The 21,819-nt window shown below is 55.8% G+C and carries 23 protein-coding genes; 4 read left to right on the top strand and 19 right to left on the bottom strand.

What is annotated here, in order from left to right:
* Nucleotides 1–2 precede the first annotated feature (2 nt).
* The 8 genes from WMW72_RS30610 to gatC all read right to left on the bottom strand — a co-directional run bounded on the left by WMW72_RS30610 (nt 3) and on the right by gatC (nt 6,353).
* The gene (locus WMW72_RS30610; protein ID WP_341419384.1) at nt 3–638 is read right to left on the bottom strand and encodes a hypothetical protein; all 636 of its coding nucleotides are present in this window, start codon (nt 636–638) and stop codon (nt 3–5) included.
* A gap of 12 nt (nt 639–650) precedes the next feature.
* A complete protein-coding gene (locus tag WMW72_RS30605) occupies nt 651–1,064 on the bottom strand; it encodes a hypothetical protein (RefSeq protein ID WP_341419383.1) in 414 nt (137 codons plus the stop codon).
* Between the two features lie 40 nt (nt 1,065–1,104).
* Complete coding sequence (locus tag WMW72_RS30600) at nt 1,105–1,707, bottom strand: RNA polymerase sigma factor (RefSeq protein WP_341419382.1); 603 nt, start codon at nt 1,705–1,707, stop codon at nt 1,105–1,107.
* 103 nt (nt 1,708–1,810) lie between these two features.
* On the bottom strand, nt 1,811–2,506 hold the full coding sequence (locus WMW72_RS30595; protein ID WP_341419381.1) for an MgtC/SapB family protein: 696 nt from the start codon (nt 2,504–2,506) through the stop codon (nt 1,811–1,813).
* A 113-nt stretch (nt 2,507–2,619) separates the two neighbouring features.
* On the bottom strand, nt 2,620–3,090 hold the full coding sequence (locus tag WMW72_RS30590) for a GNAT family N-acetyltransferase (RefSeq protein WP_341419380.1): 471 nt from the start codon (nt 3,088–3,090) through the stop codon (nt 2,620–2,622).
* 4 nt (nt 3,091–3,094) lie between these two features.
* Nucleotides 3,095–4,561 (bottom strand): Asp-tRNA(Asn)/Glu-tRNA(Gln) amidotransferase subunit GatB, encoded by a 1,467-nt coding sequence (gene gatB / locus WMW72_RS30585; protein WP_341419379.1) that lies wholly within the window; start codon nt 4,559–4,561, stop codon nt 3,095–3,097.
* A gap of 18 nt (nt 4,562–4,579) precedes the next feature.
* Nucleotides 4,580–6,037, bottom strand: coding sequence for an Asp-tRNA(Asn)/Glu-tRNA(Gln) amidotransferase subunit GatA (gene gatA / locus WMW72_RS30580; RefSeq protein ID WP_341419378.1), 1,458 nt, complete (start codon nt 6,035–6,037; stop codon nt 4,580–4,582).
* Nucleotides 6,038–6,065: 28 nt separating this feature from the next.
* Complete coding sequence (gene gatC / locus WMW72_RS30575) at nt 6,066–6,353, bottom strand: Asp-tRNA(Asn)/Glu-tRNA(Gln) amidotransferase subunit GatC (protein WP_341419377.1); 288 nt, start codon at nt 6,351–6,353, stop codon at nt 6,066–6,068.
* 169 nt (nt 6,354–6,522) lie between these two features.
* Here gatC and WMW72_RS30570 point away from each other — a divergent pair, with 169 nt between their 5' ends.
* Nucleotides 6,523–7,434: a LysR family transcriptional regulator gene (locus WMW72_RS30570; RefSeq protein ID WP_341419376.1), complete on the top strand. Its 912-nt coding sequence runs from the start codon at nt 6,523–6,525 to the stop codon at nt 7,432–7,434.
* A 151-nt stretch (nt 7,435–7,585) separates the two neighbouring features.
* Nucleotides 7,586–8,602: an Ldh family oxidoreductase gene (locus WMW72_RS30565; RefSeq protein WP_341419375.1), complete on the top strand. Its 1,017-nt coding sequence runs from the start codon at nt 7,586–7,588 to the stop codon at nt 8,600–8,602.
* Nucleotides 8,603–8,814: 212 nt separating this feature from the next.
* On the opposite strand, the gene WMW72_RS30560 is transcribed toward WMW72_RS30565, so the two are convergent.
* The 10 genes from WMW72_RS30560 to WMW72_RS30515 all read right to left on the bottom strand — a co-directional run bounded on the left by WMW72_RS30560 (nt 8,815) and on the right by WMW72_RS30515 (nt 19,003).
* Nucleotides 8,815–9,195 (bottom strand): ATPase, encoded by a 381-nt coding sequence (locus WMW72_RS30560; protein WP_341419374.1) that lies wholly within the window; start codon nt 9,193–9,195, stop codon nt 8,815–8,817.
* A gap of 339 nt (nt 9,196–9,534) precedes the next feature.
* Nucleotides 9,535–10,251, bottom strand: coding sequence for an amino acid ABC transporter permease (locus WMW72_RS30555; protein ID WP_341419373.1), 717 nt, complete (start codon nt 10,249–10,251; stop codon nt 9,535–9,537).
* A gap of 41 nt (nt 10,252–10,292) precedes the next feature.
* Nucleotides 10,293–10,988: an amino acid ABC transporter permease gene (locus WMW72_RS30550; protein WP_341419372.1), complete on the bottom strand. Its 696-nt coding sequence runs from the start codon at nt 10,986–10,988 to the stop codon at nt 10,293–10,295.
* A gap of 6 nt (nt 10,989–10,994) precedes the next feature.
* Nucleotides 10,995–11,795, bottom strand: a complete 801-nt coding sequence (locus tag WMW72_RS30545) for a transporter substrate-binding domain-containing protein (RefSeq protein ID WP_341419371.1) — start codon at nt 11,793–11,795, stop codon at nt 10,995–10,997.
* A 41-nt stretch (nt 11,796–11,836) separates the two neighbouring features.
* Complete coding sequence (locus WMW72_RS30540) at nt 11,837–13,270, bottom strand: 4-hydroxyphenylacetate 3-hydroxylase family protein (protein WP_341419370.1); 1,434 nt, start codon at nt 13,268–13,270, stop codon at nt 11,837–11,839.
* A gap of 6 nt (nt 13,271–13,276) precedes the next feature.
* A complete protein-coding gene (locus WMW72_RS30535) occupies nt 13,277–14,548 on the bottom strand; it encodes a 4-hydroxyphenylacetate 3-hydroxylase C-terminal domain-containing protein (protein WP_341419369.1) in 1,272 nt (423 codons plus the stop codon).
* Between the two features lie 27 nt (nt 14,549–14,575).
* On the bottom strand, nt 14,576–15,751 hold the full coding sequence (locus tag WMW72_RS30530; RefSeq protein ID WP_341419368.1) for an LLM class flavin-dependent oxidoreductase: 1,176 nt from the start codon (nt 15,749–15,751) through the stop codon (nt 14,576–14,578).
* Between the two features lie 129 nt (nt 15,752–15,880).
* Nucleotides 15,881–16,996 carry an acyl-CoA dehydrogenase family protein gene (locus tag WMW72_RS30525; RefSeq protein ID WP_341419367.1) on the bottom strand — a complete coding sequence of 372 codons (1,116 nt, stop codon included), beginning with the start codon at nt 16,994–16,996 and terminating at the stop codon, nt 15,881–15,883.
* A 49-nt stretch (nt 16,997–17,045) separates the two neighbouring features.
* On the bottom strand, nt 17,046–17,384 hold the full coding sequence (locus tag WMW72_RS30520) for a 4Fe-4S binding protein (protein ID WP_341419366.1): 339 nt from the start codon (nt 17,382–17,384) through the stop codon (nt 17,046–17,048).
* 17 nt (nt 17,385–17,401) lie between these two features.
* A complete protein-coding gene (locus WMW72_RS30515; protein WP_341419365.1) occupies nt 17,402–19,003 on the bottom strand; it encodes an FAD-dependent oxidoreductase in 1,602 nt (533 codons plus the stop codon).
* Between the two features lie 301 nt (nt 19,004–19,304).
* Here WMW72_RS30515 and WMW72_RS30510 point away from each other — a divergent pair, with 301 nt between their 5' ends.
* On the top strand, nt 19,305–19,658 hold the full coding sequence (locus WMW72_RS30510; RefSeq protein ID WP_341419364.1) for a winged helix-turn-helix transcriptional regulator: 354 nt from the start codon (nt 19,305–19,307) through the stop codon (nt 19,656–19,658).
* 241 nt (nt 19,659–19,899) lie between these two features.
* A complete protein-coding gene (locus tag WMW72_RS30505; protein ID WP_341419398.1) occupies nt 19,900–20,436 on the top strand; it encodes a YfiT family bacillithiol transferase in 537 nt (178 codons plus the stop codon).
* Between the two features lie 37 nt (nt 20,437–20,473).
* Here the strand turns inward: WMW72_RS30505 and WMW72_RS30500 are convergent, their stop codons facing one another.
* Nucleotides 20,474–21,676, bottom strand: a complete 1,203-nt coding sequence (locus WMW72_RS30500) for a M24 family metallopeptidase (RefSeq protein WP_341419363.1) — start codon at nt 21,674–21,676, stop codon at nt 20,474–20,476.
* Nucleotides 21,677–21,819 lie beyond the last annotated feature (143 nt).

Raw genomic sequence — 21,819 nt, 5'->3', positions numbered from 1 at the left:
CCCTATTTTTTCATCGATTCTCTGAAGAACAGGAATAAGCCGAGTCCGATCAGCACCAGCGCACCAAAGGTAGAGCCCATAAATTGGATGGCCCGGTCCAGCCATTCCGGCCTGCCCGCCGCCAAAAACAAGACGACGCCTGCAAGAATCAGCAGATAGCCGAAGTTATTCCCCCTCCTACGGGGACGAACCGGACGCTCTTCAGTCTCCGCGGCGGAATCGAATGTCCGGACATCAGAGAAATCAAGGGGCGCTGCCCAGCCATTCACTCGGTCCGTCTGCTGCAGCGCATCAAAAATATTGTAGAAATACATGATCGGCAGCAGCAGCGAGAATAGAACAATCAGAGGAATGCTCTCGTTCATCGCGAAAAAGACGATCGCAAATATGTCCAGCATAAACATCACCATGATCCCCAGCCCACGCTGCATCAAGCCCAGATACAGCTGTCCGGTACCCGGAATCATAAAGGATAGGATGCCTGCCACCCATTTGTTTTTGCGCATGCGCATGGCGAGATATGGATCAAAGGGACGCTTCTGGCTGCTCTGCCCCCACCTCTCCATCCGCTCCCGCAGAAACTCGTCTTCGAGCAGCTCCTCGGGCTTTTCCTTACTTTTAGCCTGATAACGTTCCATACGGAATCCTCCTTAAGACAGCAAATGGCGCGAAACGGCATCCATCGCTTGAAACAACTGGGCGGCGCCGAAGCGGACCCCGCTCTCCAGCTCTCTGGTGTTGAGTGAAGTAATTCTGCCTATAATGCCGGAGGCGATGAATAGGTAGGTGGCTGCCAAAGCCAGCATGCCATGGGTCAGCTCCCGCTTCCATCGCGGGTTGTATGCGGTCTGGGAGGATGCTGCCTCGGCCAGAGGCGGGATCGGAACCGGAGGCCTGGCCGGAGGCGTACGCCCCGGAATGTCCCTCTTGCCCCTTACATGAAGGGCTTGAAGTACGCGATCGGCTAGCTCGCAGGGTGCTTTTAACAACGGGAGCTCTTCGAGCGCAAGCTCGATATCCAGAAGCACCGTCAGCCTGCGTTTACAGAAAGGACAAATGTCCAAATGAGTGCCAATACGCCGCAATTCCAACTCCGGGCAGCGGTTATTCAGATAATGTAGCAGTTCTTGATCGCTTGGATGAATGCCAGTCATGCCCGCCCACCTCCAGCCATTTTTGTTTCAGCAGCATTTTTCCGCGGTACAGTCTCGTCTCGACCGTCTTGATAGGCAAGCCGGTCGCATCGGCAATTTCCTGGTAGGACAATTGCTTATAATGGTATAAATATAACACCAGTTTATATTTGTCGGGAAGGGCGGACAGCAGATCCTGCACCGTCTGCCTCTCCTCCCGTTCCAGCGCCTTGGCCTCGGGCTCCTCCTTGCGGTCCCCGAACCAGCCTTTTACTTTATCCAGAATGGCTTCATACGGCCTTCGCTTCCGGGAACGCCTGTAGTCGGCCACCAGGTTAACGGTTAAGCGGTAAATCCAAGTCTTGAGCTGGGAATCGCCCCGAAATCGCTCAATCGCCCGAAACAGCTTGAGAAATACTTCTTGAGTCAAATCCTCAGCAGTTTCGCGATGGTCAACCATGCGGTAAATCAGCGTATATACATAATCCTGGTAGCGCTCCATCAGGGTACGGTACGCCGCTTCATCGCCTTGACGGATCAGGTCGACCAACTGTTCATCCGCCATGCATTCCATCGTTTCACCGCCTTGGTTCTTCTCATATTGTCTTAGACGAACACTCAGAGGATTTCCCCTTCATCCCTTCGACAAAAAGATCGGCTGACGTGCAACCGCTGACTTAATCCATAGAAACAGCCCGGATTCCATCAATCCCGAGTAATTCCTCTATCGTCTGCGCAGGTGACGTTTTCTTGGTCAAGCGCAGCTCCAGGGTGATTTGGATCATGCGATCGGGCTGTTCGCCCGGTATTTCCTCAACTGACCACTTCTTGATATCGCAGCCCCTGCTTGCAAGCAGATGGGAGACGCGTCCCAGCAAGCTCGGGATATCCGCCGCCTCAAGCCTCAAGCTATGCGTTCTCTTATGCGCCATGTACCGCTTCTCCACCACATGCAGGCCAAACAGGCTGATGAGCGCGAAAAGGCAGGCCAGCCCGGACGCATAATAAAATCCTGCCCCGATCGCCAGACCAATCGCCGCTACGACCCATAGCGAAGCTGCTGTCGTCAGTCCCGTAATCGATTTGCCGGTGTAGAGGATGGTGCCAGCGCCCAAAAATCCGATCCCGCTGATAACCTGAGCAGCGAGCCGGGCCGGGTCCCTCTGTACATGATCGAGCCTAGTAAAATCAGAAAAACCATATATGGAGAGGAGCATGATTAAGGTCGAACCGAGGCAAACGAGCATATGCGTCCTAAGACCTGCCGCCCGGCTGCTCTGCTCACGCTCGAAGCCGATCAGACCGCCCAGCAGCATCGATAGCAGCAGCCTCAATGTAATGTGAAATAAATCAATCGACCAAGGATCATTCATAAATAAACCACTCCTTTCTGAGCATGCCCAATGTGACCATTATTTTACCATGAACGGGGGCGTACGTTACTTTTTCCGAAAAAAAAAGTTTACAAAAAAAAGAAGCCGCATCATCACGGCTCCGCAAGCTTTATAAAATGGGTCATCGTGATGCCCGGTGCGATGAGCTGCATCCGGGAGGCCATAAAACCATGCTTTTCGTATAAAGCGACAGCAGGTGTATTCGTGGTGCCCGTCGCTACAGCGATCGCACAGCCGGGTATGGCAATGGCTTCTACATGCCGCAGAAGCGCTCCCGCGATGCCCTGCCGGAAGCGGTCCGGATGAACCATCATACGGCAGATCGTCAGCTCCCGGGCGCTCTGCTTACAGGAAATAGCGCCGAGCAGCTTCTCATCTTCATAATAACCGAAGAATGACTCCCCCGATTCACGCAACTCTTGAGGCGAATCGAGCAAAGGAGGAATTTCCTCGAAGCCGACAAGCTCGGCCTCAATGCGATAGGCCTGCTGCTGCAGCTCCAAAAGCGGCAGCAGCTCCTGCAGATTATCCATATCGACCGGGCGGATCACCGGAAGCTTCACCCCATTAACGATTAAGGCTCTCCAAGATTAACTTGTTAACCAATCCCGGGTTAGCCTTGCCCTTGGTTTCCTTCATGATCTGTCCGACCAGGAAGCCGACGGCCTTGTCCTTGCCGGCTTTGAAATCGGCCACGGACTGAGGGTTGTTCGCTACGATCTGATCGACGATCGCTGCGATGGCTCCTTCGTCGCTGATCTGCACCAGCCCCTGCTCTTCCACGATCGCCTGCGGGCTTTTGCCTGTTTCAAGCATCGATTTGAAGACGGTTTTGGCGATCTTGCTGCTGATCGTGCCTTTCTCGATCAGACCGATCATTTCGCCGAGACCCTGACCTGTGATGCGTACATCAGCCAGTTCCAGTCCGCTGGCGTTCAGGTAGCCGAGCAGATCCCCCATGATCCAGTTGGATACAGCCTTGGCATCCTGGGTATAGTTCAAGCTCTCCTCGAAGAAATCGGCTAGCTTCATGGAAGCCGTAATGACTTCGGCGTCATAGCTCGGCAGGCTGTACTGCTCGACATACCGCTTCTTGCGGGCGTCCGGCAGCTCCGGAATCGTGCTTTGCACACGGGTCTTCCACTCTTCATCGATATGCGCGGAGACGAGGTCCGGGTCCGGGAAGTACCGGTAGTCATGCGCCTGCTCCTTGCTGCGCATGGTCAGCGTCTTGCCCTGGGCCTCATCCCAGCGGCGCGTCTCCTGCACGACTTCGTCGCCGGAGTCGAGCACGTCGGCCTGACGCCATTCTTCATATTCGAGTCCGCGCTGTACGCCGCGGAACGAGTTCATGTTCTTAAGCTCCGCCTTCGTGCCGAACTTCTCGCGGCCGAAAGGACGCAGGCTGATGTTGGCGTCGCAACGCAGCGAGCCCTCTTCCATTTTAACGTCGGAGACGTCGCAGTACTGCATGATCGCCTTGATCTTCTCCAGGTAGGCGCGTGCTTCCTCGGGAGAACGAAGGTCCGGCTCGGAAACGATCTCGATCAGAGGCGTGCCGACACGGTTGAAGTCAACGAGGGAGGCGTAGCCGCCATCGACATGCGTCAGCTTTCCGGCATCTTCCTCCAGATGGACGCGAGTGATGCCGATGCGCTTGGTAACGCCACCGACCTCAATCTCCACCCAGCCGTGCTCACCGACAGGCTTGTCGTACTGCGAGATCTGATACGCCTTAGGCGAATCGGGATAAAAGTAGTTTTTGCGGTCAAACTTCGTGTCCGTCGCTACCTGGCAATTGAGCGCCATAGAAGCCTTGATGGCATACTCCAGCGCCTGCTTGTTGAGCACAGGCAGAACGCCGGGATGCCCGAGACATACCGGGCAGGTATGGGTATTCGGCGGAGCTCCGAAGGAAGTGGAGCAGCCGCAGAAAATTTTGGATTTCGTGTGCAGCTCGACGTGCACCTCGAGACCGATGACGGTCTCATACTTTCTGTCAGATCCTTGTTGGTTACCGGTTGCCGCTGTCATGTAGGGTCGCTCCTTTCCTTAAAGCTGCGGGCGCAGCTTGTGAAACTCGGTATGCTGCTCGTAGGCATGAGCTACACGCAGCACCGTCGCTTCATCCAGCGCCTTGCCGATAATTTGCAGACCGACCGGCAGGCCGTCAGCCAAGCCGCACGGCACGCTGATAGCAGGGATTCCTGCGAGGCTGACCGGTATGGTCAGAATATCGTTCAGATACATGGTTAGCGGATCGCTCGTCTGAGAGCCGATCTTGAACGCCGGCGTCGGAGCCGTCGGCCCGATGACCACATCATAGTTCTCGAATACTTGGTCGAAGTCACGCTTGATCAGCGTCCGAACCTTCTGAGCCTTCAGATAGTAAGCATCATAGTACCCGGAGCTGAGCGCATATGTGCCGAGCATGATCCGGCGCTTCACTTCGTCGCCAAAGCCTTCGCTGCGGCTTCTCAGGTAAACATCCAGCAGGTTCTTCGGATTGTCGGCCCTTACGCCGTAGCGTACGCCGTCAAACCGCGCCAGGTTGGACGATGCCTCGGACGAAGCGAGCAGGTAGTAAGTAGCCACCGCATATTCGGTATGCGGCAGGGACACTTCCTCTACAATCGCGCCCAGGCTTTCGAGCGTCTTCAGTGCAGCCTGAACGGCTTCCTTGACCTTCGGATCAATGCCTTGTCCCACATACTCCTTGGGCACAGCTACACGCAAGCCTTTCACATCGCCTGTCAGTGCGCTCAGATAATCTGGCACGTCCACATTCAACGAGGTGGAATCCGACGGATCGTGACCGGCGATGGCTTGCAGCAGATACGCGCTGTCCTCGACATTTTTGGTCAGCGGTCCGATCTGGTCTAGCGAGGAGGCGAAAGCCACCAGGCCGAAGCGCGAGACGAGACCATAGGTCGGCTTCAGTCCAACCACGCCACAGTAGGATGCCGGCTGGCGAATCGAGCCGCCTGTATCCGAACCGAGCGAGAAGAACACTTCGCCCGCCGCTACAGAAGCCGCAGAGCCACCGCTGGAGCCACCTGGCACATACTCGGTATTCCACGGGTTATACGTAGGGTGAAAGCTCGAGTTTTCGTTGGAGCCGCCCATCGCGAACTCATCCATATTCAGCTTGCCGATCGTGACGGCGTCCGCTTCTTGAAGCTTCTTAACGACCGTTGCACTGTAGATCGGATCGTAGTTGCGCAGAAATTGGCTGGCGCAGGTTGTCGTCAGCCCTTCAGTTACGATATTGTCCTTAACCCCGATCGGCAGCCCGAACAGCAGACCGCGGGAATCGTCGGTGCCCAGCTTCTCATCAAGCGCACCGGCCCGGGCCAGCGCCTGTTCTTTGCCCAAAGTCAGAAACGCCCGGACTTTGCCGTCCACCTCATCGATCCGGTTATAAGATTCGTTCACCAGATCGGTGACGGTGATTTCTTTGGCGTGGAGCTTATTATGTACGTCCTGTAGTCGTAAGTTAAGCAGAGACAAGCAGAAATCCTCCCTTCAATATATAACCCTACTCCAGTACGGCCGGAACCTTAATCTGGCCGTCTTCTTCATCAGGCGCATTCCGCATCACTTGCTCAATATCCAGGGACGGCTTGACCACGTCCTCGCGCAAAACGTTCACCAATGGCATCGCATGGCTCGTAGGCTCGATGCCGTCTGTGTCGAGCTGCTCAAGCTGCTCCGCATACTTCAAGATCGCGCTCAGCTGCTCCGCAAATTTCTCTTTCTCCTGCTCGCTCAGCTCCAGACGGGCCAGCGCCGCTACATGCTCAACATCCTTGACGGAAATACTCATTTCCTGCACCTCGCTTCTTGGCTAATCATTCCTACTATTATAGCTTAGTTACCTGGTGAACTCAATGGATGGGAAGGGCTGGAGCCAGGAATGAAACAAGCGGGGAGGCTTTCTTCCTCCTTCCAATTTTATGCTATAATAGGAAAAACCGAATGAGAGGAGAAAGCGGATGGATATTCGCACGTTAAAGACCTTCCATGCCGTGGTCAGCACGGGAAACTTCCATAAGGCGGCCGAAGAGCTGCAGTACGTGCAATCCACCGTGACGATGCAAATTCAGAAGCTGGAGGCAGATCTTGGGACGAAGCTGCTCGAACGGGGAAAGCGCAATGGGATTCGGCTCACGGATGCCGGGCGGTTGTTCTACGAGAAATCGGCGCTGCTCATCAAAGAGTACGAGGCTGTGAAGTCCGCTATGTCGGAATGGATGCAAGGCGAGGCGGGAACCGTCCGTCTGGGGGTCGTCGAGCCGGCTGCCAGCTATCGGCTGCCCCAAGCGCTTTCGGCGTTTCATCGCCGCTACCCGAAGATCGACGTCACCGTGCGGATCGGAAACACGCAGGATATGGCCGGCATGCTGCTAAAAGGAGAGCTGGACCTCCTTCTCTGCGCGCCCCCCGAGACGAGCTCCGGTACGATCTTCGAGCCCTTGTTCGTTGAGGAAGTAGCCCTGCTCGTGCCAAGCAGCCATAAACTGGCGGCAGCCGACCGGACGGTTCGCGTTCAAGATCTGCGCCATGAACGCTTGCTTCTGACCAGCCCCGTATGCCCATACCGCAACAAGCTGGAATCCGTACTTGCCGACCAGGGGGCGAGTCCTTATCATGGAATCGAAATTACGAGTACAACCGCGCTGAAGCACTATGTGCAGGTCGGCTATGGCTTGGCTGTCGTTCCCATCGTGACCGTTGACCCCGTTCCGGAAGGGACCGTGCTGAAGCAAGTGGCGGATCTGAACGCCGATCTCCTGATAGGCATTCTGAGACAGGCGGACGGAAGTGCACTCGGTTCGGCCGGGAATAGACTGCTGCTTACGCTGCATGAAGAGCTGTCTCCGATCGCGACGATTCAAAATATTTGAAGTTATTGATCTCTACTATTCATTATACAAAGTCGGCTTTATCCGGTAATCTCTTCAATAAGCGGTCAGCCCGCCTATTTTTATGACCCAAATTCATAGTAAACCCATGCGGTTAATTGTTATGTGGGATCAAGCAGGAGGTTATCCTTATATGTCCGATTCTCAGTGGGGCACGATTCAGATCGATGAGTTAAAAAATTTGGCAACCCGGATCTTGCTCGCCAAAGGCGCGACGGAACGGGAAGCTCGCATTGTCGTGGACGATTACTTAGACGCCGATCTGAGAGGGAGAACATCGCACGGCTTCCTGTCCTTCGGCGTAGCCCTCTCGTCGTTCGATGCCAGGGGAGCATACCGGGCCGCTCCGTCGAAAGGGCCGGTTCTGCACATTGAAGGCCATGGAGACGTCGGCCATATTGTGGCCAGGGACGCGATCGACTTGGCGTTGTCCGATCCGGACCGGCCCAAAGTGCAGGCCATCGGCATCAGCGGAATAAGCCGCTTCAATTGTCCAGGCGTCATTGCTCGCTACGGCGCCCAGCAAGGATTGGTTACACTCGTATGGGAATACGGCGGCAAAAACCTCATGATTCCCCATGGCGGAACGGAAGCTGCGCTATCCACGAACCCGCTCGGCATCGGAATCCCCCATACCGATCCGCTGTTTGTGGTCGATATCGCGCTATCCGAACGGGCAATCGGCCTTGTGGAGGTGGCCAAGCTCAGCGGACAGTCTATTCCCGAGTCGTGGGGAGTCGACGAGAAGGGGCAGGCGACGACCGATCCGTACCGAGTCGCAGCGGTTAAACCATACGGCGGGTATAAGGGATACGCGCTGGCGCTCGCCTTTGAAATTTTAACCGGTCCTCTTGTGGGCACCGGGGCCGGATCGAAGGGCTCGCTCAACGATAGAGGAGCACTCATCCTGCTCATCGATCCGACAGCCTTCGGGCAGACGGCCGAAGCTTTCCGCGAGCAGGTGACCGACCTGCTGCGGGAGATCGGAGAATCGCCCCCTGCCGACCCTGCGCAGCCGGTCGCCTACCCCGGCCAGGCTTCAGATAGGCGTGCCGCCGAAGTATTGAGCTCCGGCCAGTTGTCGCTGCCAATCTCCGCGATCGACAATCTGCGGAGCTGGGCCGAGACATTGGCGCCCTTGGCACAATGATCCTTTCACGTCAAAAGAAGCCTTCCCTTTCCCGGATCGCGGGAGGGGGAAGGCTCTTTTTGGTTATTATTTTAGCTCCTTCGCAGAAGAGCGGGCGGTTCGCAGTTTCCTTACCATGATGACCACTCTATGGACAAAATAAAAACCGGAACCTCCAAAGAGGAACCGGCTTCTTGAGACCGCGCACGCCTTAAGGCGGCTGCCTTCATCTTTTAAATCCAGGCTTTCAAATGAATCTGACGGATAAAGTCCTGATTGGATTGAACATCCTTATTGGCGTCTTCCGCTTTCGGCTCTTCCGCTTCCCCCGTCATCAGCCGGCGAAACAGGGCCGCGTTCCGGGTGGCGAGCGCAAAGTCAATCAGCGCCTCCCGTTCGATCCGGTCCGCCTCCAGCTTGAGCAGCGTTTCTTCCAGCTCCACGTCGGCTCCCGGCACAAAATGATGCTTGTTAGTCTTCGGAACCCGTACAACATAATCAAATACATTGTCCGCATTGCGGTCGTAAGCAATGATATATCCGTATTCGCCGACAGGCAGATTTTGCTCAAAGCTGTCTCCGATGATAATAACCTTTTGGCCTAAACGCAGCATGTTCCTTCCCCCTTCGCGCAACCGTTCCCTGTTCTGTGATTCATCCGAGTACCGGCGCGATGTCTGTATCAATGACTGATGCGTATTCGTATAAAATGCCATCCTAAACCCGACTTGCAACAGGTAAGTATCTATTAATTAATTCTACTAAGCATATCATTTTTTAAAAGTGTAATCAATGAATGCAGGCTCTGCTTGTTTCTATTGTTTTCTTTTCTTATTCGAATACTCGGATTCACGTTTCCTACTATCATAAAAAATAAGCCAAAACTGCCGATCCAAGGAGGAATCGGCAGTGTGAGTTCAATCCTACTATAGGGGCATTGTCTTAACATTCGCTCATAACGATGTTCTTTCCGTTTTGAGGTTGACCCTTCTTTCCAAGAGCTGAAGCGATTTGTCGATCCCGTAGCAGAGCAGCCAATACAGAATCGCCGCTGCGATATAGGCTTCCAGGTACTTGTAGTTGGAACTGGCATACAGCAGTGCTCCATTCAACAGATCGACAACCGAGATCGTAAACGCAAGTGAGGCGCTCTTGATGGTCGCGGTCAGGTTGTTGCACAGGTTCGGAAGAGCCTTCGGCAGCGCCTGCGGGAACACCGCCCGCCTCAGTCCTTGGAAGGTACTCATGCCGACCGAATAAGCGGCTTCCATCTGTCCCCTATCAACAGCCATCAGGGCGCTGCGCATCGTTTCGGCCAAATACACGGTACCGTTCACCGATAACGCGATAATCGCAATCCACAGCGGGGATAAATCCTTGGAGTGCACACTGAGGTCAAACGACTTGGCGAGGGCGTCGATACCGCCATAGATCGCATAATAGCAAATAAACAGCAGCAGAACGACCGGTATTCCCCGGACGACCACGATATATAAGCTGCAAAATCTGGCGACAACAGGGACATTAAACATCCTCGCCAGCGCAAACAGTGTTCCTACGACAAAAGAAATCAGAAACGGCACGAAGGAAAGCATCAGCGTCGCGGGCAAATAACGCAGTGACTTGCCCATGGTTTGCCAAATAAAAACGAGATCAATCGATGTTTGCATGGACATTCCCCTGTGGTTAAAATGGCCTGAATGGAAGGCATTCACGACGTGCGGTATTTGCGCCCCAGCCGGTTTTCGATATGGGAGAACAGCTTATCGAACAGTACGCTGAGCACGATAAAAATGATGGCGGCGCCCACATAAGCCTCCAGCGTATGGAAGCTCCTTCCTCCTATCGCTTTGGCCTGCCCGACCACATCAAGCACACCGATGGAATAAGCAATCGACGTATCGCGCATCAGGGCTGAGATATTGATTCCGATGATCGGAAAAGCAATGGCGAATGCCTGAGGTATGATGATTCTCCGATAGGTCTGAAGCCGAGTCATCCCGACCGCGTATCCCGCTTCCAACTGCCCGGGGTCTATGCTGAGCACTGCCGTACGGATTGCCTCCGAGAAGAAAGCCGACGAATTGATCGTATAGGCCGCAATGACAAAAACGAGCTTGTCCCATGTATTAATATCCAAGCCAAACCAGGTCTTCAGCAATATAGGCAGCCCATAGTAAATGATGAACATCTGAATGACGATCGGTGTATTCCGTGCGTAGCTGGTCAGCATGACCGCGAGCTGCTCCAGCACCGGGATATGGAACAGGCGAAACGTTGCGATGAACAAGCTCAGGGTCATACCGGCCAACGTGACCGATACGAGAATGATAAGCGTAACGTCGAGACATGCCAGCAGCCTGGGCATGTACTCGACGATGAGGGTCGGATCGAAAAAGTTATCCATGGTGATTTATTTGGGGCTGTAGTCGTTTTTCAGCCACTTGACCGACAGCTCCTTCAGCTTGCCGTTCTCGCGCAGCGTGTGGAGCGCGCCATCCAAATCCTTCTTAAGCTGAGCTTGGTCCTTGGCGAGCGGGTAATAGGATTTGCGGTTCTGGATCGGTTCGCCCACCGCTTTCAGCTTGACGCCGTAGGCGTCGCCATAGGTGATGACCGCCGTATCTCCACGAACAAAGGCGTCGGCTCTTTTGTCGACAAGGCTTTTCACCACGGTGGAAGGATCGGAGACGTATTCCAGCTTGATCGGCTTATCCTTATGCTGTTCGTTGTACTTCTCCAGGAACTTGGCATCGCCGCTGCCCGCAGCGACGAGCACGGTTTTGCCCTGCGCGTCGGCGAAGCTGTTGATCGAGTTGTTGCTTTCCAGCACAATGAGCTTAGTTTGAAGGACGGAGTAAGCTTCGTCCGTAAATAAGTATTTCTTCTCCGTTTCAGCGTTGCGCTCCGCTTGAAGCGCGATCGTGCTGATCTTGCCGCTATCCAGGCTCACGTACAAGTTCTCAAACTGCATCAGTTCAAATCTGACCTCGTACTCGGGCAGCAGCTTGCCAATTTCCTTGAATACTTCGACCTCAAATCCGGTCGGCTTCCCGTCTTTGTCCAAGAAACCGTAAGGATTCCAGGAATCGACCGTACCGACAACTATGGTCTTCTTGCTCTTGCTTCCCGAGTTTCCGGCACCAGTTGCAGATGAGCAGCCGCTTATCAGTACGAAGACTAAGATAAATAAGATCCAATTCCATTTTTTCATGGTTACCTCTCCCTAATCATGATGTTGTTGGTCCGTATATGCTAGCGCCCCGCCGCCCAGTGGGCCCTTGCTTTATCGATCAGCGGCTGCTTGTCATAGTCGAGATATTGTCCTGCATACGTTCTTGCCGGATCGCCCGCATAAAACCGTTCGTACAATTCATGCCTTGCGCCGAGCGGGCTGCCGACGAGCTCCCACGTCAGCTTGAGCAGATTCAGCCGTTCCACCGGTCCGCGATCTGCACCTTTGTAATATAGCTTCAGCATCTCGCCGAGCGGCCCGCGGAGATCGGCAAGCGTGGACGGAGCCTGCAGGACGCCTGCTCCCGTGAGCAATTGAACAAGTTCCAAGGCCCGAGGGTAATAACGGTTACCGAGATTTTTGGCCGTGTTCATCGGCTTCATGTCTGGCGCCCACTTTCCATTGCCGTACTGGAAGGAACGATGCTCTGCAGCCTGCAGCAAAGCCTTGATCGACTCGAGCTGGAAGAACAGCTCGGCCAGTTTCTCGCGAACGTGCGGGAACTTCTTGATGCCGATCGAGTCGGCCAGCTCGTTGCCTACGGCTGCGACAAATTCCAGCTTGCTGACAAACCGTACAATGTTCTCGTGCAGTCCGATTGCGCCAAGGTACGGATTCGTACGCAGCTTCCACAGCGCGTCCGGATCTTCCTTGATCAGCACTCGCTCCCACGGTATCAGCGCATCATCGAACACGACCACCGCATCCATCTCGTCATACCGGGAGCTGAGCGGATAATCCTCCTCGTTCGTTTGGGCAAACGATTCCCGGCAAATAAGATGAACGCCCGGATTGTTGACGGGAATAAAAAACAGCAGAGCATAATGCTTTTCTTCCTGCGACTTTTTGGCCAGCGGGGAAATGATGATTTCGTCCATGTACGGCCCGCCGGTCGCTATCATTTTGGCCCCGCGTACGACGATGCCTTCCTCCGTCTCCCTGACGATCCGAACCGCTGTGTACAGGTCGCCTAGTTCCGTGGCCAGCTTGGTCCGGTCTATCTGCGGGTCGTGCCCGGCGGAAGTCAGCAGCAGGTCGCGGTCGCGCAGCTCCGTGTAATAGCGGGTGATCTTCTCGTCAAAGCCCGGCACATCATCTCGAAGCGCATCACGTCCTGCATAAAAGCCAGCAACCTGCGAGCGGTAAGCGCCGGATACACGGCTCATCACGCCGAACGTCGCTTCCGACCATAGCTTGAAGCTGCGGCTGCGGCGATAGACGTCCTCTTTGCTTTCCGGGATCAGAAAAGCAAGGTTTGCCCGGTGGCCGGTCTCCGTCAGATAGGTCAACTGTGGTCCAATCTCCGGATGCTCCTGCAAATCCATAAGCTCCGCAACACTGCGCACCGTACCCTGAAAGTCGGGATGGCTCGGCAGATCCTTTATGAGCTCTCCGTTCAGCCATACTTGTCTTCCATCTCTCAAACGCTCCACATACGCTTTCCCTGCAGACATCCTCCCTCACTCCCTTCCCGTTAACGCTGGCTTCCGGGTTTCCCAGAACTGGTTGTAACGGCTTTTCAATGTTTCAAGCGGATATTCCTCGAAAAAGCGGAACGTTTGCTGGATCGGATCTCCAAACGCATACAGCTCATGCTGCAACCGGCGGTATGCCCGCTCGCTGCCCACGGTGTACAGTGCCCAAGCGAGTGCAAGGTCCTCTTCCGCAGGGTCCGTTCCGTTCAAGTTCGGGTTATCGGCGATAAGGCCTCCGCCCAACCGTCTTGCTTGCTCGAACACACGCTCCAGCAAGGCGACCGCCGCTTTCTTCGCAGCTTGCAGCGACACAGCCTCCGGCAGAAATACGCCTGACTCGCTCGTTGCACCGCCGATCTCGGCAGCCAGCAGCAGCGCCTTCACCGTTTCCAGCTCCTGCACGATCTCGCCCAGCACGACTTGTACATGGTGATCCCGGTTCCGCCCGCTTTGCTCCGCGACCACGAATGCCGTTCCCGTCAAAATGTCCAGCAGGTCCTGTTGTCTGTACGTCCACTGGTAATCGGCAACTGCTTTGGCTACAGGGTGTTCAAGCCATGCTCTGGCGTACGCAGCATGCCGGTCCACGATCACGCGGGACCAAGGAATGAACACGCCGTCGTACTCGACCGTCAATCCGTAATCCAGGAGCTCCGATATACGGAAACGAAGCCGTGGCGCATTCACTGGCACCAGAGCGATCGTCGTGGGAGTCGAGTCCCCCTCCGCTTGGACGAAGACGAGCAGCTCATCCGCAAACAAGGCGTCCGCCAAGAAGGTCGTCCTCCCGCGCAGAAGCAGTCCGTGTTCTCCCGCTTCCAGTATCGGCGCGGTCTCCCCTTCTCCCGTAAGAGCCAGAGGCTTGATGCGGTACAAGGAAGTTGTGATGAGCTTGCCTTGGCGCACGCTCTCTTCGAACAGAGAAGCCAGAGGCCCCACATGCGGCTGGCTCTCTAACACGGAGCCGTCTTGATGCGCATGCCAGGAAGCCAGCAGCGCATGGGCATAATCGGCCAGCCCCCCAGCGAAAACGGAGTGCCCTCCGGCTGCCTTATACAAGCCGGTGCGTTTCTTGCTCAGCTCATCCGCAGTAACCGGAAGCTCGTAAGCTTGGCGGATGAGATCTGACAGGCCACTCTCGGATAGCTTGTCCAGCTCCCGTATATAGGCGTCATGCTCAAGCAGCGCCCAGCTTTCTCCGCCCGGCCCGATCACCTGCCTGGGAGTTTGCCATGGTTGAATGTACGTATCCTTCATAGGATGCCAGCTCCTTTCCGAATTCCGTTACACATTGACGACTACAGAGTTCGCCAGCACCGGCTCTGACGGCTTCAGATTCAGCAGCGGCAGCAATAGTTCCTTGACATAGTTGGCCTCTTCGTTCAGCGGCCAGCCGGACAAGATGAAGACGTCAATGCCCAGTTCCGCCTTCAGTTCACCCAGGCGCTCGGCCACTTGGGCAGAGCTGCCTACGATGTACGAGCCCCAGCCGTTATCCAGCACATCCAGAGGCGACCAAGGGGTGGTGCCCGCATACAGATTCGGGTAAAATTCCAATTCGGACAGCTCCGGCAAACGCCCGGCGCGTAGGGCCGCAATTCGGGCTTGAACCTGCGGATTATCGCTCGTCAGCTCCTGTAAGCCTCCCTGGATACCCTTGCGAACCAGATTCGCGTTGAGATTGTTTACGATGGTGTCCACGCCGGTTTTCCGCTGCAGCCAGCGGAAATGCTCCACAGCCTCTTCCTCCGTCTCCCGCACGATAACGCTGGCGAGTGTGCCGAAGCGAAGCGTCCGTCCCTGATCGGCGGCAGCCTTGCGGGCGGCGGCGATCTGCTCGCGGAGCTTGTCCGGATGCTGAAGGAACGTCAAGTACGTATCGACCACCTCCGCCGCATGGCGGATGCCCGCAGGAGAAGCCCCTGCGCCCCACAGCGGAATATTCGGATATTGAACCGGCCCTAGCGGCAGAGAGGTCGGGGTGTTCCGACGTCCGTCTTTGCCGGTAAGATTGAAGTACTCGCCTTGGTAGACGACGGTTTCACCCGCGTACAGCCGCTTGAACAGCTTCCAATACTCGGCACTCATCGAGTAACGGTCGTCACGCTCCAGATGGACCCCGTATTGCGCCAGGACCGAGTCGCTCCCATTCACGAGATTGAGCAGCAAGCGCCCGCCGGAGTAATCATCGAAGGTAAGCGCCTGCTGCGCTAGCAAGGTCGGAGAGGTTACGCCTGGGTAGACAGGAATGAGAAACCGCATCCTTTCGGTGAGCGGAAACAAAGACGCCGCCAGCGTAAAGACATCATGCGCATACGTGCCAAGCAGAGCGCCGGAGAAGGCAGAGCGGTCAATCGTACTCGCCAGCCTGCGTAACCGGTGATGATCGACTTGGTAACGCCCCTCTTCTTTCCACGGATATCTGCCGTCGACAGGACTGATGTACCAAAAAACCTCCATGATGCTCACCTCCAAAATTTTATTTACTACTTTTTTTATAGTATTACTTGGTTTTTAATTGAGAGAAGATCATCTTCCACCTTTCAGTCGGCAGTCATCCTAGAAACATCCTTCCAGATCCTGCGGGCGCTAGCCTCGGTACGGCTCGCTGACCAGCTCCCGGCCGACCATCTCGCGAGCCAGATAGTTAACCGGCCCCATCAGCGTAACCCCTCTGGCATCACGATACAGCCGTTCGATTTTATGGCCTCGGATATACCCGCTTCCGCCTACGATCTGCTGCACCTCGCGGCATACCTTCTCGCTCACGTCGGAAGCCAGAATCTTGGAGTGGCTGGCGCTGGCTTTGAGGTTGCCGCTGCTGCGCGAGGCTACCTTCTCAACAAGCGAGCGGGCCGCGTCGATCCACATATGAAGCTCGGACAGCCGTACTTGCAGCGACTGGCTTCCGGACAAGCCTTTCTTCTTCGCATAGTCGAGCGCAATCTGAAAAGCCGCCTCGCTGATGCCCACAGAGATTGCACCCAAGGAAAGCCCGCTCTCGCGAAGCGCAACCTTGACCGCCCCGCTGCCGCCTACTTCACCGAGTACATGATCGGCCGTCACCACTGTGCTGTGGAATTCGATATAGCGGGTAGACGATCCGCGCATGCCGGACAGCCCCGTTTCGGCGCCGACTGCGACGACCTGATCTTTCTCGATCAGGAAAAAGGTCTGACTGGCTGCTCCCTTGGGCGATTCTTCATGGCTCTGCTCCGTGGTGACCAGCACCAGGTACAAATCGGCGAGCCCTGCTCCCGTCGTGAAGGTTTTCACACCATCAATGACCCAGCTTCCGTCGTCTTGCCGGATACCGACGGTTTGCTTGCCGCCCGAACCGCTCTCCGACCAAGCTGAAGCTGCAACTAGCTCGCCGCTTGCCAGAGCGGGCAGATACGTTTGCTTCTGCTTCTCGCTGCCCTTGTTCACCAAGCTAGTCACTACCAGAAAATGCTGATGCAGCACGATAGCAATCGATGGATCGACGGTAGCTACTTTCTCGATCAGGCGGGCGGCATCCAGCAGCGTCTGTCCGCCGCCCCCATATTCACGGGGCACAATGCTGCCTAAGATCCCGGACTGGCGCAGAGCGCTTAACGATTCCGGCCTTGTTTGGCCCGTCTCGTCGGACAATGGAGCCTGCTCGTCTAAAATATGAAGCAGCGTCGAAAGGGCTGCGTCGGGTTGAAGCGAAATGGTGGTCAACGTCATCAAACTCCTTACATGGAATATCGGCTATCTGGCTAGGTTCGTTCTAATGATCTTCATGCGATCTGCGGAAAATATAGTACGAAGCGTCCTGCGAAACCGTCGGCTTTCTGCCTTGGCCCCAGCCCAGACTCTCCCGGTAGCTTCCAAGCAGCCCAAGCTGGGCAACCTCCAGCTCCCCGACCTCGACGTTCTCTTCGGCCATCGGCGTCACATACAGCGCATCGACCGGGCAGTACAGCTCGCACATGAAGCAGCTTTGGCAGTCCGATTGCCGGGCAATCACGGGAATGCCGCCTTCCGTTTTTTCAAATACGTTAGTCGGACATACGGACACGCACTGGTTGCAGCTTATGCAGCGCTCCTTACTTAACAGCTCAATCATCTGCTTCTCTCCTTCACTTAAAATGGAGCAGAGGCCGGCTCACGGCTCAAAGCTTTCACCCAAACTTGATCAAGGCCTCCGCTCAGCAAGCGGTAGTGCTGGCTCGGATCCAGCTGAGGGAAATCCTCGCGGCGATGCATCCCCCGGGTTTCCGTTCTTTGGAGCGCACTGGCGTACATCCATCTGGCAGTCGCCGTCATAGCAGCCGCTTCGCGGACCTTATACCCGCCTCCATCCTTCGTTTGCAGCCCTTGCTTTAACTCACTCCATACCCGATCTAGCCGTTTCTGCGACTCTTCCAGCTTCGCTCCAGTGCGGAACCAGTTGCGATCGAGCGGGAAGACCTCGTCCTGGACGAGCTGCACCGCTTCCTCGACGCGCAGTGCATCTTTAGCTTCCGTGGAACGTGTGGGTACCCCCGTATGTTCAGAGAGGCGCCGGGCTCCCCGGTCCGCACCCTTATCTCCGAGCTTCAACGCGAAGCGAGCCGCTCCTTCTCCAGACCAATACCCCGAAGACATGGCCCATGCCGCGTTGTGGCTGCCCCCGCCGGTAAACCCGCCGCAGATTAGCTCCCGGGTGGCCGCATCCCCAGCAGCGTAAAGTCCCGGTACCGTCGTCGCGCAGTGCTCATCCACGATTTGAATCCCGCCGGTTCCTCGAACGGTCCCTTCATACCGGAGCGTGACCGGGAACTTCTGCGTGAACGGGTCGATCTGCAGCCGGTCAAAGGACAGGAAGAAGTTCGGCTGCGCCTTCCGCATAGCCCGACGCAGCTCGTCGTCCGCTCGATCCAGTCGCGCGTACACCTTCTGGTTCGCCATCAGCGTTCTGGCAATGACAGATCGGCCCTTCTTGGAGCCTGCACCTTCGATCTTCCGCCCCTCCTCGTCATAGAAGGTCGCCCAGTTATAGAAGGCTGCCTTTGTCACGGGAGAAAAAGCCGGTGCGATGGAGAAGGCCGTGGAAAATTCCATGCCGGACAGATGAGCACCTGCCTCGGCTGCCAGCAAGTAGCCATCCCCCGTCAGCACATTCGTCCCCAGCGCTTTGCTCAGAAAAGCGCAGCCTCCGGTTGCGATGACCACAGCTGCAGCATCCACCCGCCACGGCCGGTTGTTCTGAAGCTGGACACCAGCGGCTCCTGCTACCCCGTGCTCGTCTGCAAGCAGCTCCAGAGCCGGGCTGTGATCGAGGATGCGTACCCCGGCCTTGCGCACTTGCTTTCGCATCAGCCTCATATAATCCGGACCTTGTAGGCTCTGACGCTGCGGTAAGCCTGTCTCATCCAAAGGGAACGTATACCCCCAGTCCCCAAGCCAGTTCATATTGCGATAGGTGAGGTCAAGCACGCGCTTCATCCAATCGAATTGGGCAAGATGCCCGCCGAGCGCCAGGCGGCTGTCCATGGCTTCCTCTCTAAGCTGGGGGGTGGGCTCTACATACCATACGCCAGTCCCCGATGGAGCGGTGGCTCCGCTCGTTCCGCAGTAGCCTTTATCAGCCAAGATGACACTGGCGCCTTCCCTGGCTGCAGCGATGGCCGCCCACGTTCCGGCGGGGCCTCCTCCGATCACTAACACATCCGCCCGAAGATGAAGTTGCTCCTGATCTGTCATTTGCTTTCCCTCCCAGAGATCGTATGTCTATCGAAATAAAAAAAAACGAAACTATGCGCAAAAAAACGCACGATTTCGCTTCCAGTGGTCTGGTCAGTTATACTCGTTTTAAAACCATGGTTATATTTAGTAACCTTGTGTACAAATAGTATCTTATGGTTTATCATTATTATTGTCAAGTAATATTATTGGATTAATAGATATTGACTTCATGAGGTCTGCATACATTAGGAAAACCCGTAATAGCGGTAGTTCCGTATAAGAACTGCCCAACGAATCCACTAGGAGGTGAAGCTCAGCGATGAGTTCCCGCTTATGTTACAAGGTCGAGAAAGGTCTTCAAATTCTTAATAAGCGCTGGACGTGCCTGATTATATATCAGCTCCAGTCCGGCCCGCAGCGCTTCGGTGAAATTCAGTCGGTGATCGGAATCAGCAAGAGATTATTGTCCGAACGGCTGAAAGAGCTGGAGGAGGATCATATCGTCAAGCGTGAAATGATCGTGGATTCCTCTGCCCGAATCGTATACGCGTTAACGGAAAAAGGGCTGGCGCTAAGTCCGGCCGTTAGGGAGATCGAGAAATGGTCCCGCGCCTGGATCGAAGATGAGAATGAAGAAGAGGAGAATGAGGGCTTGAATGCCGGCCAAGGCTAAGGCACAACCATACTAGGATAGGTCAGATGATTGTCACGTCCAGTAGAGGATAAGAAATGCCACAGCAGCAAAGAGCCGCTCTTATGGAGTGGCCTTTCGAGCTGATCGGAATGCAACGTGTTCGATGCCAAGAAAACAACAGGATCTCTCAAGGTATAAACGAAAGAAACAGATTCTGGATGTCTTGCGTCCAAGTTATATAAAACAATAAACTCCAACAAGAGGAAGGAAGATGAAGCGAATGAGCATAGAGGCACTGCAATTTCCGATCGGGCGGTTCCAAGCTCCTGTACAGCCGGATTTAGACGAAATAAAGGGCTGGATCGAGGATATACGAGCACTCCCCAAAGACTTGCGGACGGAATTGAGTAAGGCTGCTGCCGATAAAATCGACCTGCCATACCGCCCTGGGGGCTGGACCGTCCGGCAGGTCGTTCATCATCTGGCCGATAGCCATATGAACAGCTTTGTCCGCTTCAAGCTCGCGCTGACGGAAGAGCTGCCGACGATCAAGCCTTATCGCGAGGAAAGCTGGGCGGAGCTGCCCGATACCCTGCAGGCACCGGTCGAGCTGTCCCTTGGCTTGCTCGACCAGCTTCATGCCCGCTGGACGCTGCTGTTGGAATCGCTGACCCCGGAGGAGCTGAGCCGGGCATTCCTGCACCCGGATAGCGGCACCGTCACGCTTGCTCAGGCGATCGGCACCTACGCCTGGCACGGGCGGCATCATCTCGCCCACATCCGGCTTGTCACGCAGACACAGGGAAAGCAGGGGTAGTTTGAAGGACTGGCAGGCCAGACCGTCTCGGCTCCTACTACAAACGGATCAGCCCTTCACGGGTAACGCTTAACTTCTCGAACCCATGCTCGGTCACTGCGTAGCTATTCTCAATGCCAACGACTCCGCGTCCGGGGAATGTAAACTTCGGCTCGATGGCAAGCACCATCCCGGGCTGAAGCTCGTGGCGGAAGCCTCTAGCCAGCACCGGCCACTCGTCGATCTCAAGACCGATGCCATGTCCGAGGAAGCGGACCTGATCCGCACCATACCCCATGAAATGCCCGGCTAAATCGGCCTCATCCGCCAGCCGCACCGACTCGGCATACAGCCGTTCGCAGATCTCGCCCGGCTTCAGCAGCGACTCGGTGTAGCGGATAATCCGCTCGGACTGTTCATAGGCCTGCTCCAGCTCCGGTTCCAGCTTGCCGATGACGACCGTTCGCGTCTGATCGATGACGTAACCTTCTACACAGCAGCCGATGTCGATCAGGATCGGCTCGTCCCGTTCGATGGGCCGCAGGCTGACGCTCTGCGGACAGAAGGCGCCCAGCCCCAGACCTCCGGCAGGGCCGTCGAAGTAAGTCGGTGCTGCCGCCGCCGATCCCGCTCCAATCATCCCGGTGATCACGGACTGATTGAACCCGCGCAGCCTCATCACGCCGATATGCCCCCGCTGCCGCATATAAGTCTCGATACGTGCCATCACATCCAGCTCGCGTATACCCGGCTGCAGCCAGCCTAGCATATCCTCAAACGCCTCGTCGACCAGTTGTGCCGCCTGCCGGATAAGGGCCAGCTCCAGCTCCGACTTGAGCATACGGAGCTCACGGATCATGGCAGAGCCGTCCTTCCATTGAACGGCAGGCAGCGCCTGCTGCAGACGCTGGTACTGCTGAACCGGCAGCACATCGAATTCGGCCGCCAGCGTGAGTCCCCCCAGCCCGCTTGCAGCAGACCGGCCAGGGAATAATTCTCCGAGCTGAAGGGCCAGCTCGCGAAGCGAGCCAAGAGGGAGAACAGGCCATACGGACTCCTCCACCGCTCTCGCTACGCTGCGCCGCACGAGAAAGCGAGGCTCTCCCTCCACTGGCACCAGGAGGTAGCCGGTTTGCATGGAGCCTGTCAAATAGTATAGATCCACATTTTGCGCCACGAGCATCCCGTCCAGCCCGCTATGCTGCAACTGCGTCTGCAGACGGCGTATCCGTCCGTCGTACTCCTGCCTGTTTACCTTCATGACTTCTGCCCACGCCTTTCGTTCCGGTTCTCGGCTGGCTGTTTGCCTGAAAACCGTCTTTTCCTTTACATTACCGGGTGCGTCCGTAAAATGCAAAGGGCGAAGCGCCCTTAAGTTGGGTTCTTCGCCTTCGGATATGCAGC

Origin of the sequence: Paenibacillus filicis (assembly GCF_038070315.1) — a bacterium.
Classification (GTDB): domain Bacteria; phylum Bacillota; class Bacilli; order Paenibacillales; family NBRC-103111; genus Paenibacillus_G; species Paenibacillus_G filicis.
The sequence above is the reverse complement of the archived record's forward strand: the minus strand, read 5'-3'. Positions and strand labels throughout refer to the sequence as shown.

Excerpts from the sequence above, each read along its gene's own strand:
- WMW72_RS30550 (WP_341419372.1), bottom strand. The coding sequence starts at position 10,988 with ATGGATAACTTTTTCGATCCGACCCTCATCGTCGAGTACATGCCCAGG.
- WMW72_RS30540 (WP_341419370.1), bottom strand. The coding sequence starts at position 13,270 with ATGTCTGCAGGGAAAGCGTATGTGGAGCGTTTGAGAGATGGAAGACAA.
- WMW72_RS30505 (WP_341419398.1), top strand. The coding sequence starts at position 19,900 with ATGAGCATAGAGGCACTGCAATTTCCGATCGGGCGGTTCCAAGCTCCT.
- WMW72_RS30500 (WP_341419363.1), bottom strand. The coding sequence starts at position 21,676 with ATGAAGGTAAACAGGCAGGAGTACGACGGACGGATACGCCGTCTGCAG.
- WMW72_RS30530 (WP_341419368.1), bottom strand. The coding sequence starts at position 15,751 with ATGGAGGTTTTTTGGTACATCAGTCCTGTCGACGGCAGATATCCGTGG.
- gatC (WP_341419377.1), bottom strand. The coding sequence starts at position 6,353 with ATGAGTATTTCCGTCAAGGATGTTGAGCATGTAGCGGCGCTGGCCCGT.
- WMW72_RS30555 (WP_341419373.1), bottom strand. The coding sequence starts at position 10,251 with ATGCAAACATCGATTGATCTCGTTTTTATTTGGCAAACCATGGGCAAG.
- WMW72_RS30560 (WP_341419374.1), bottom strand. The coding sequence starts at position 9,195 with ATGCTGCGTTTAGGCCAAAAGGTTATTATCATCGGAGACAGCTTTGAG.
- WMW72_RS30545 (WP_341419371.1), bottom strand. The coding sequence starts at position 11,795 with ATGAAAAAATGGAATTGGATCTTATTTATCTTAGTCTTCGTACTGATA.
- WMW72_RS30570 (WP_341419376.1), top strand. The coding sequence starts at position 6,523 with ATGGATATTCGCACGTTAAAGACCTTCCATGCCGTGGTCAGCACGGGA.
- WMW72_RS30595 (WP_341419381.1), bottom strand. The coding sequence starts at position 2,506 with ATGAATGATCCTTGGTCGATTGATTTATTTCACATTACATTGAGGCTG.
- WMW72_RS30610 (WP_341419384.1), bottom strand. The coding sequence starts at position 638 with ATGGAACGTTATCAGGCTAAAAGTAAGGAAAAGCCCGAGGAGCTGCTC.
- WMW72_RS30600 (WP_341419382.1), bottom strand. The coding sequence starts at position 1,707 with ATGGAATGCATGGCGGATGAACAGTTGGTCGACCTGATCCGTCAAGGC.
- WMW72_RS30520 (WP_341419366.1), bottom strand. The coding sequence starts at position 17,384 with ATGATTGAGCTGTTAAGTAAGGAGCGCTGCATAAGCTGCAACCAGTGC.
- WMW72_RS30565 (WP_341419375.1), top strand. The coding sequence starts at position 7,586 with ATGTCCGATTCTCAGTGGGGCACGATTCAGATCGATGAGTTAAAAAAT.
- WMW72_RS30510 (WP_341419364.1), top strand. The coding sequence starts at position 19,305 with ATGAGTTCCCGCTTATGTTACAAGGTCGAGAAAGGTCTTCAAATTCTT.
- WMW72_RS30535 (WP_341419369.1), bottom strand. The coding sequence starts at position 14,548 with ATGAAGGATACGTACATTCAACCATGGCAAACTCCCAGGCAGGTGATC.
- gatB (WP_341419379.1), bottom strand. The coding sequence starts at position 4,561 with ATGACAGCGGCAACCGGTAACCAACAAGGATCTGACAGAAAGTATGAG.
- WMW72_RS30515 (WP_341419365.1), bottom strand. The coding sequence starts at position 19,003 with ATGACAGATCAGGAGCAACTTCATCTTCGGGCGGATGTGTTAGTGATC.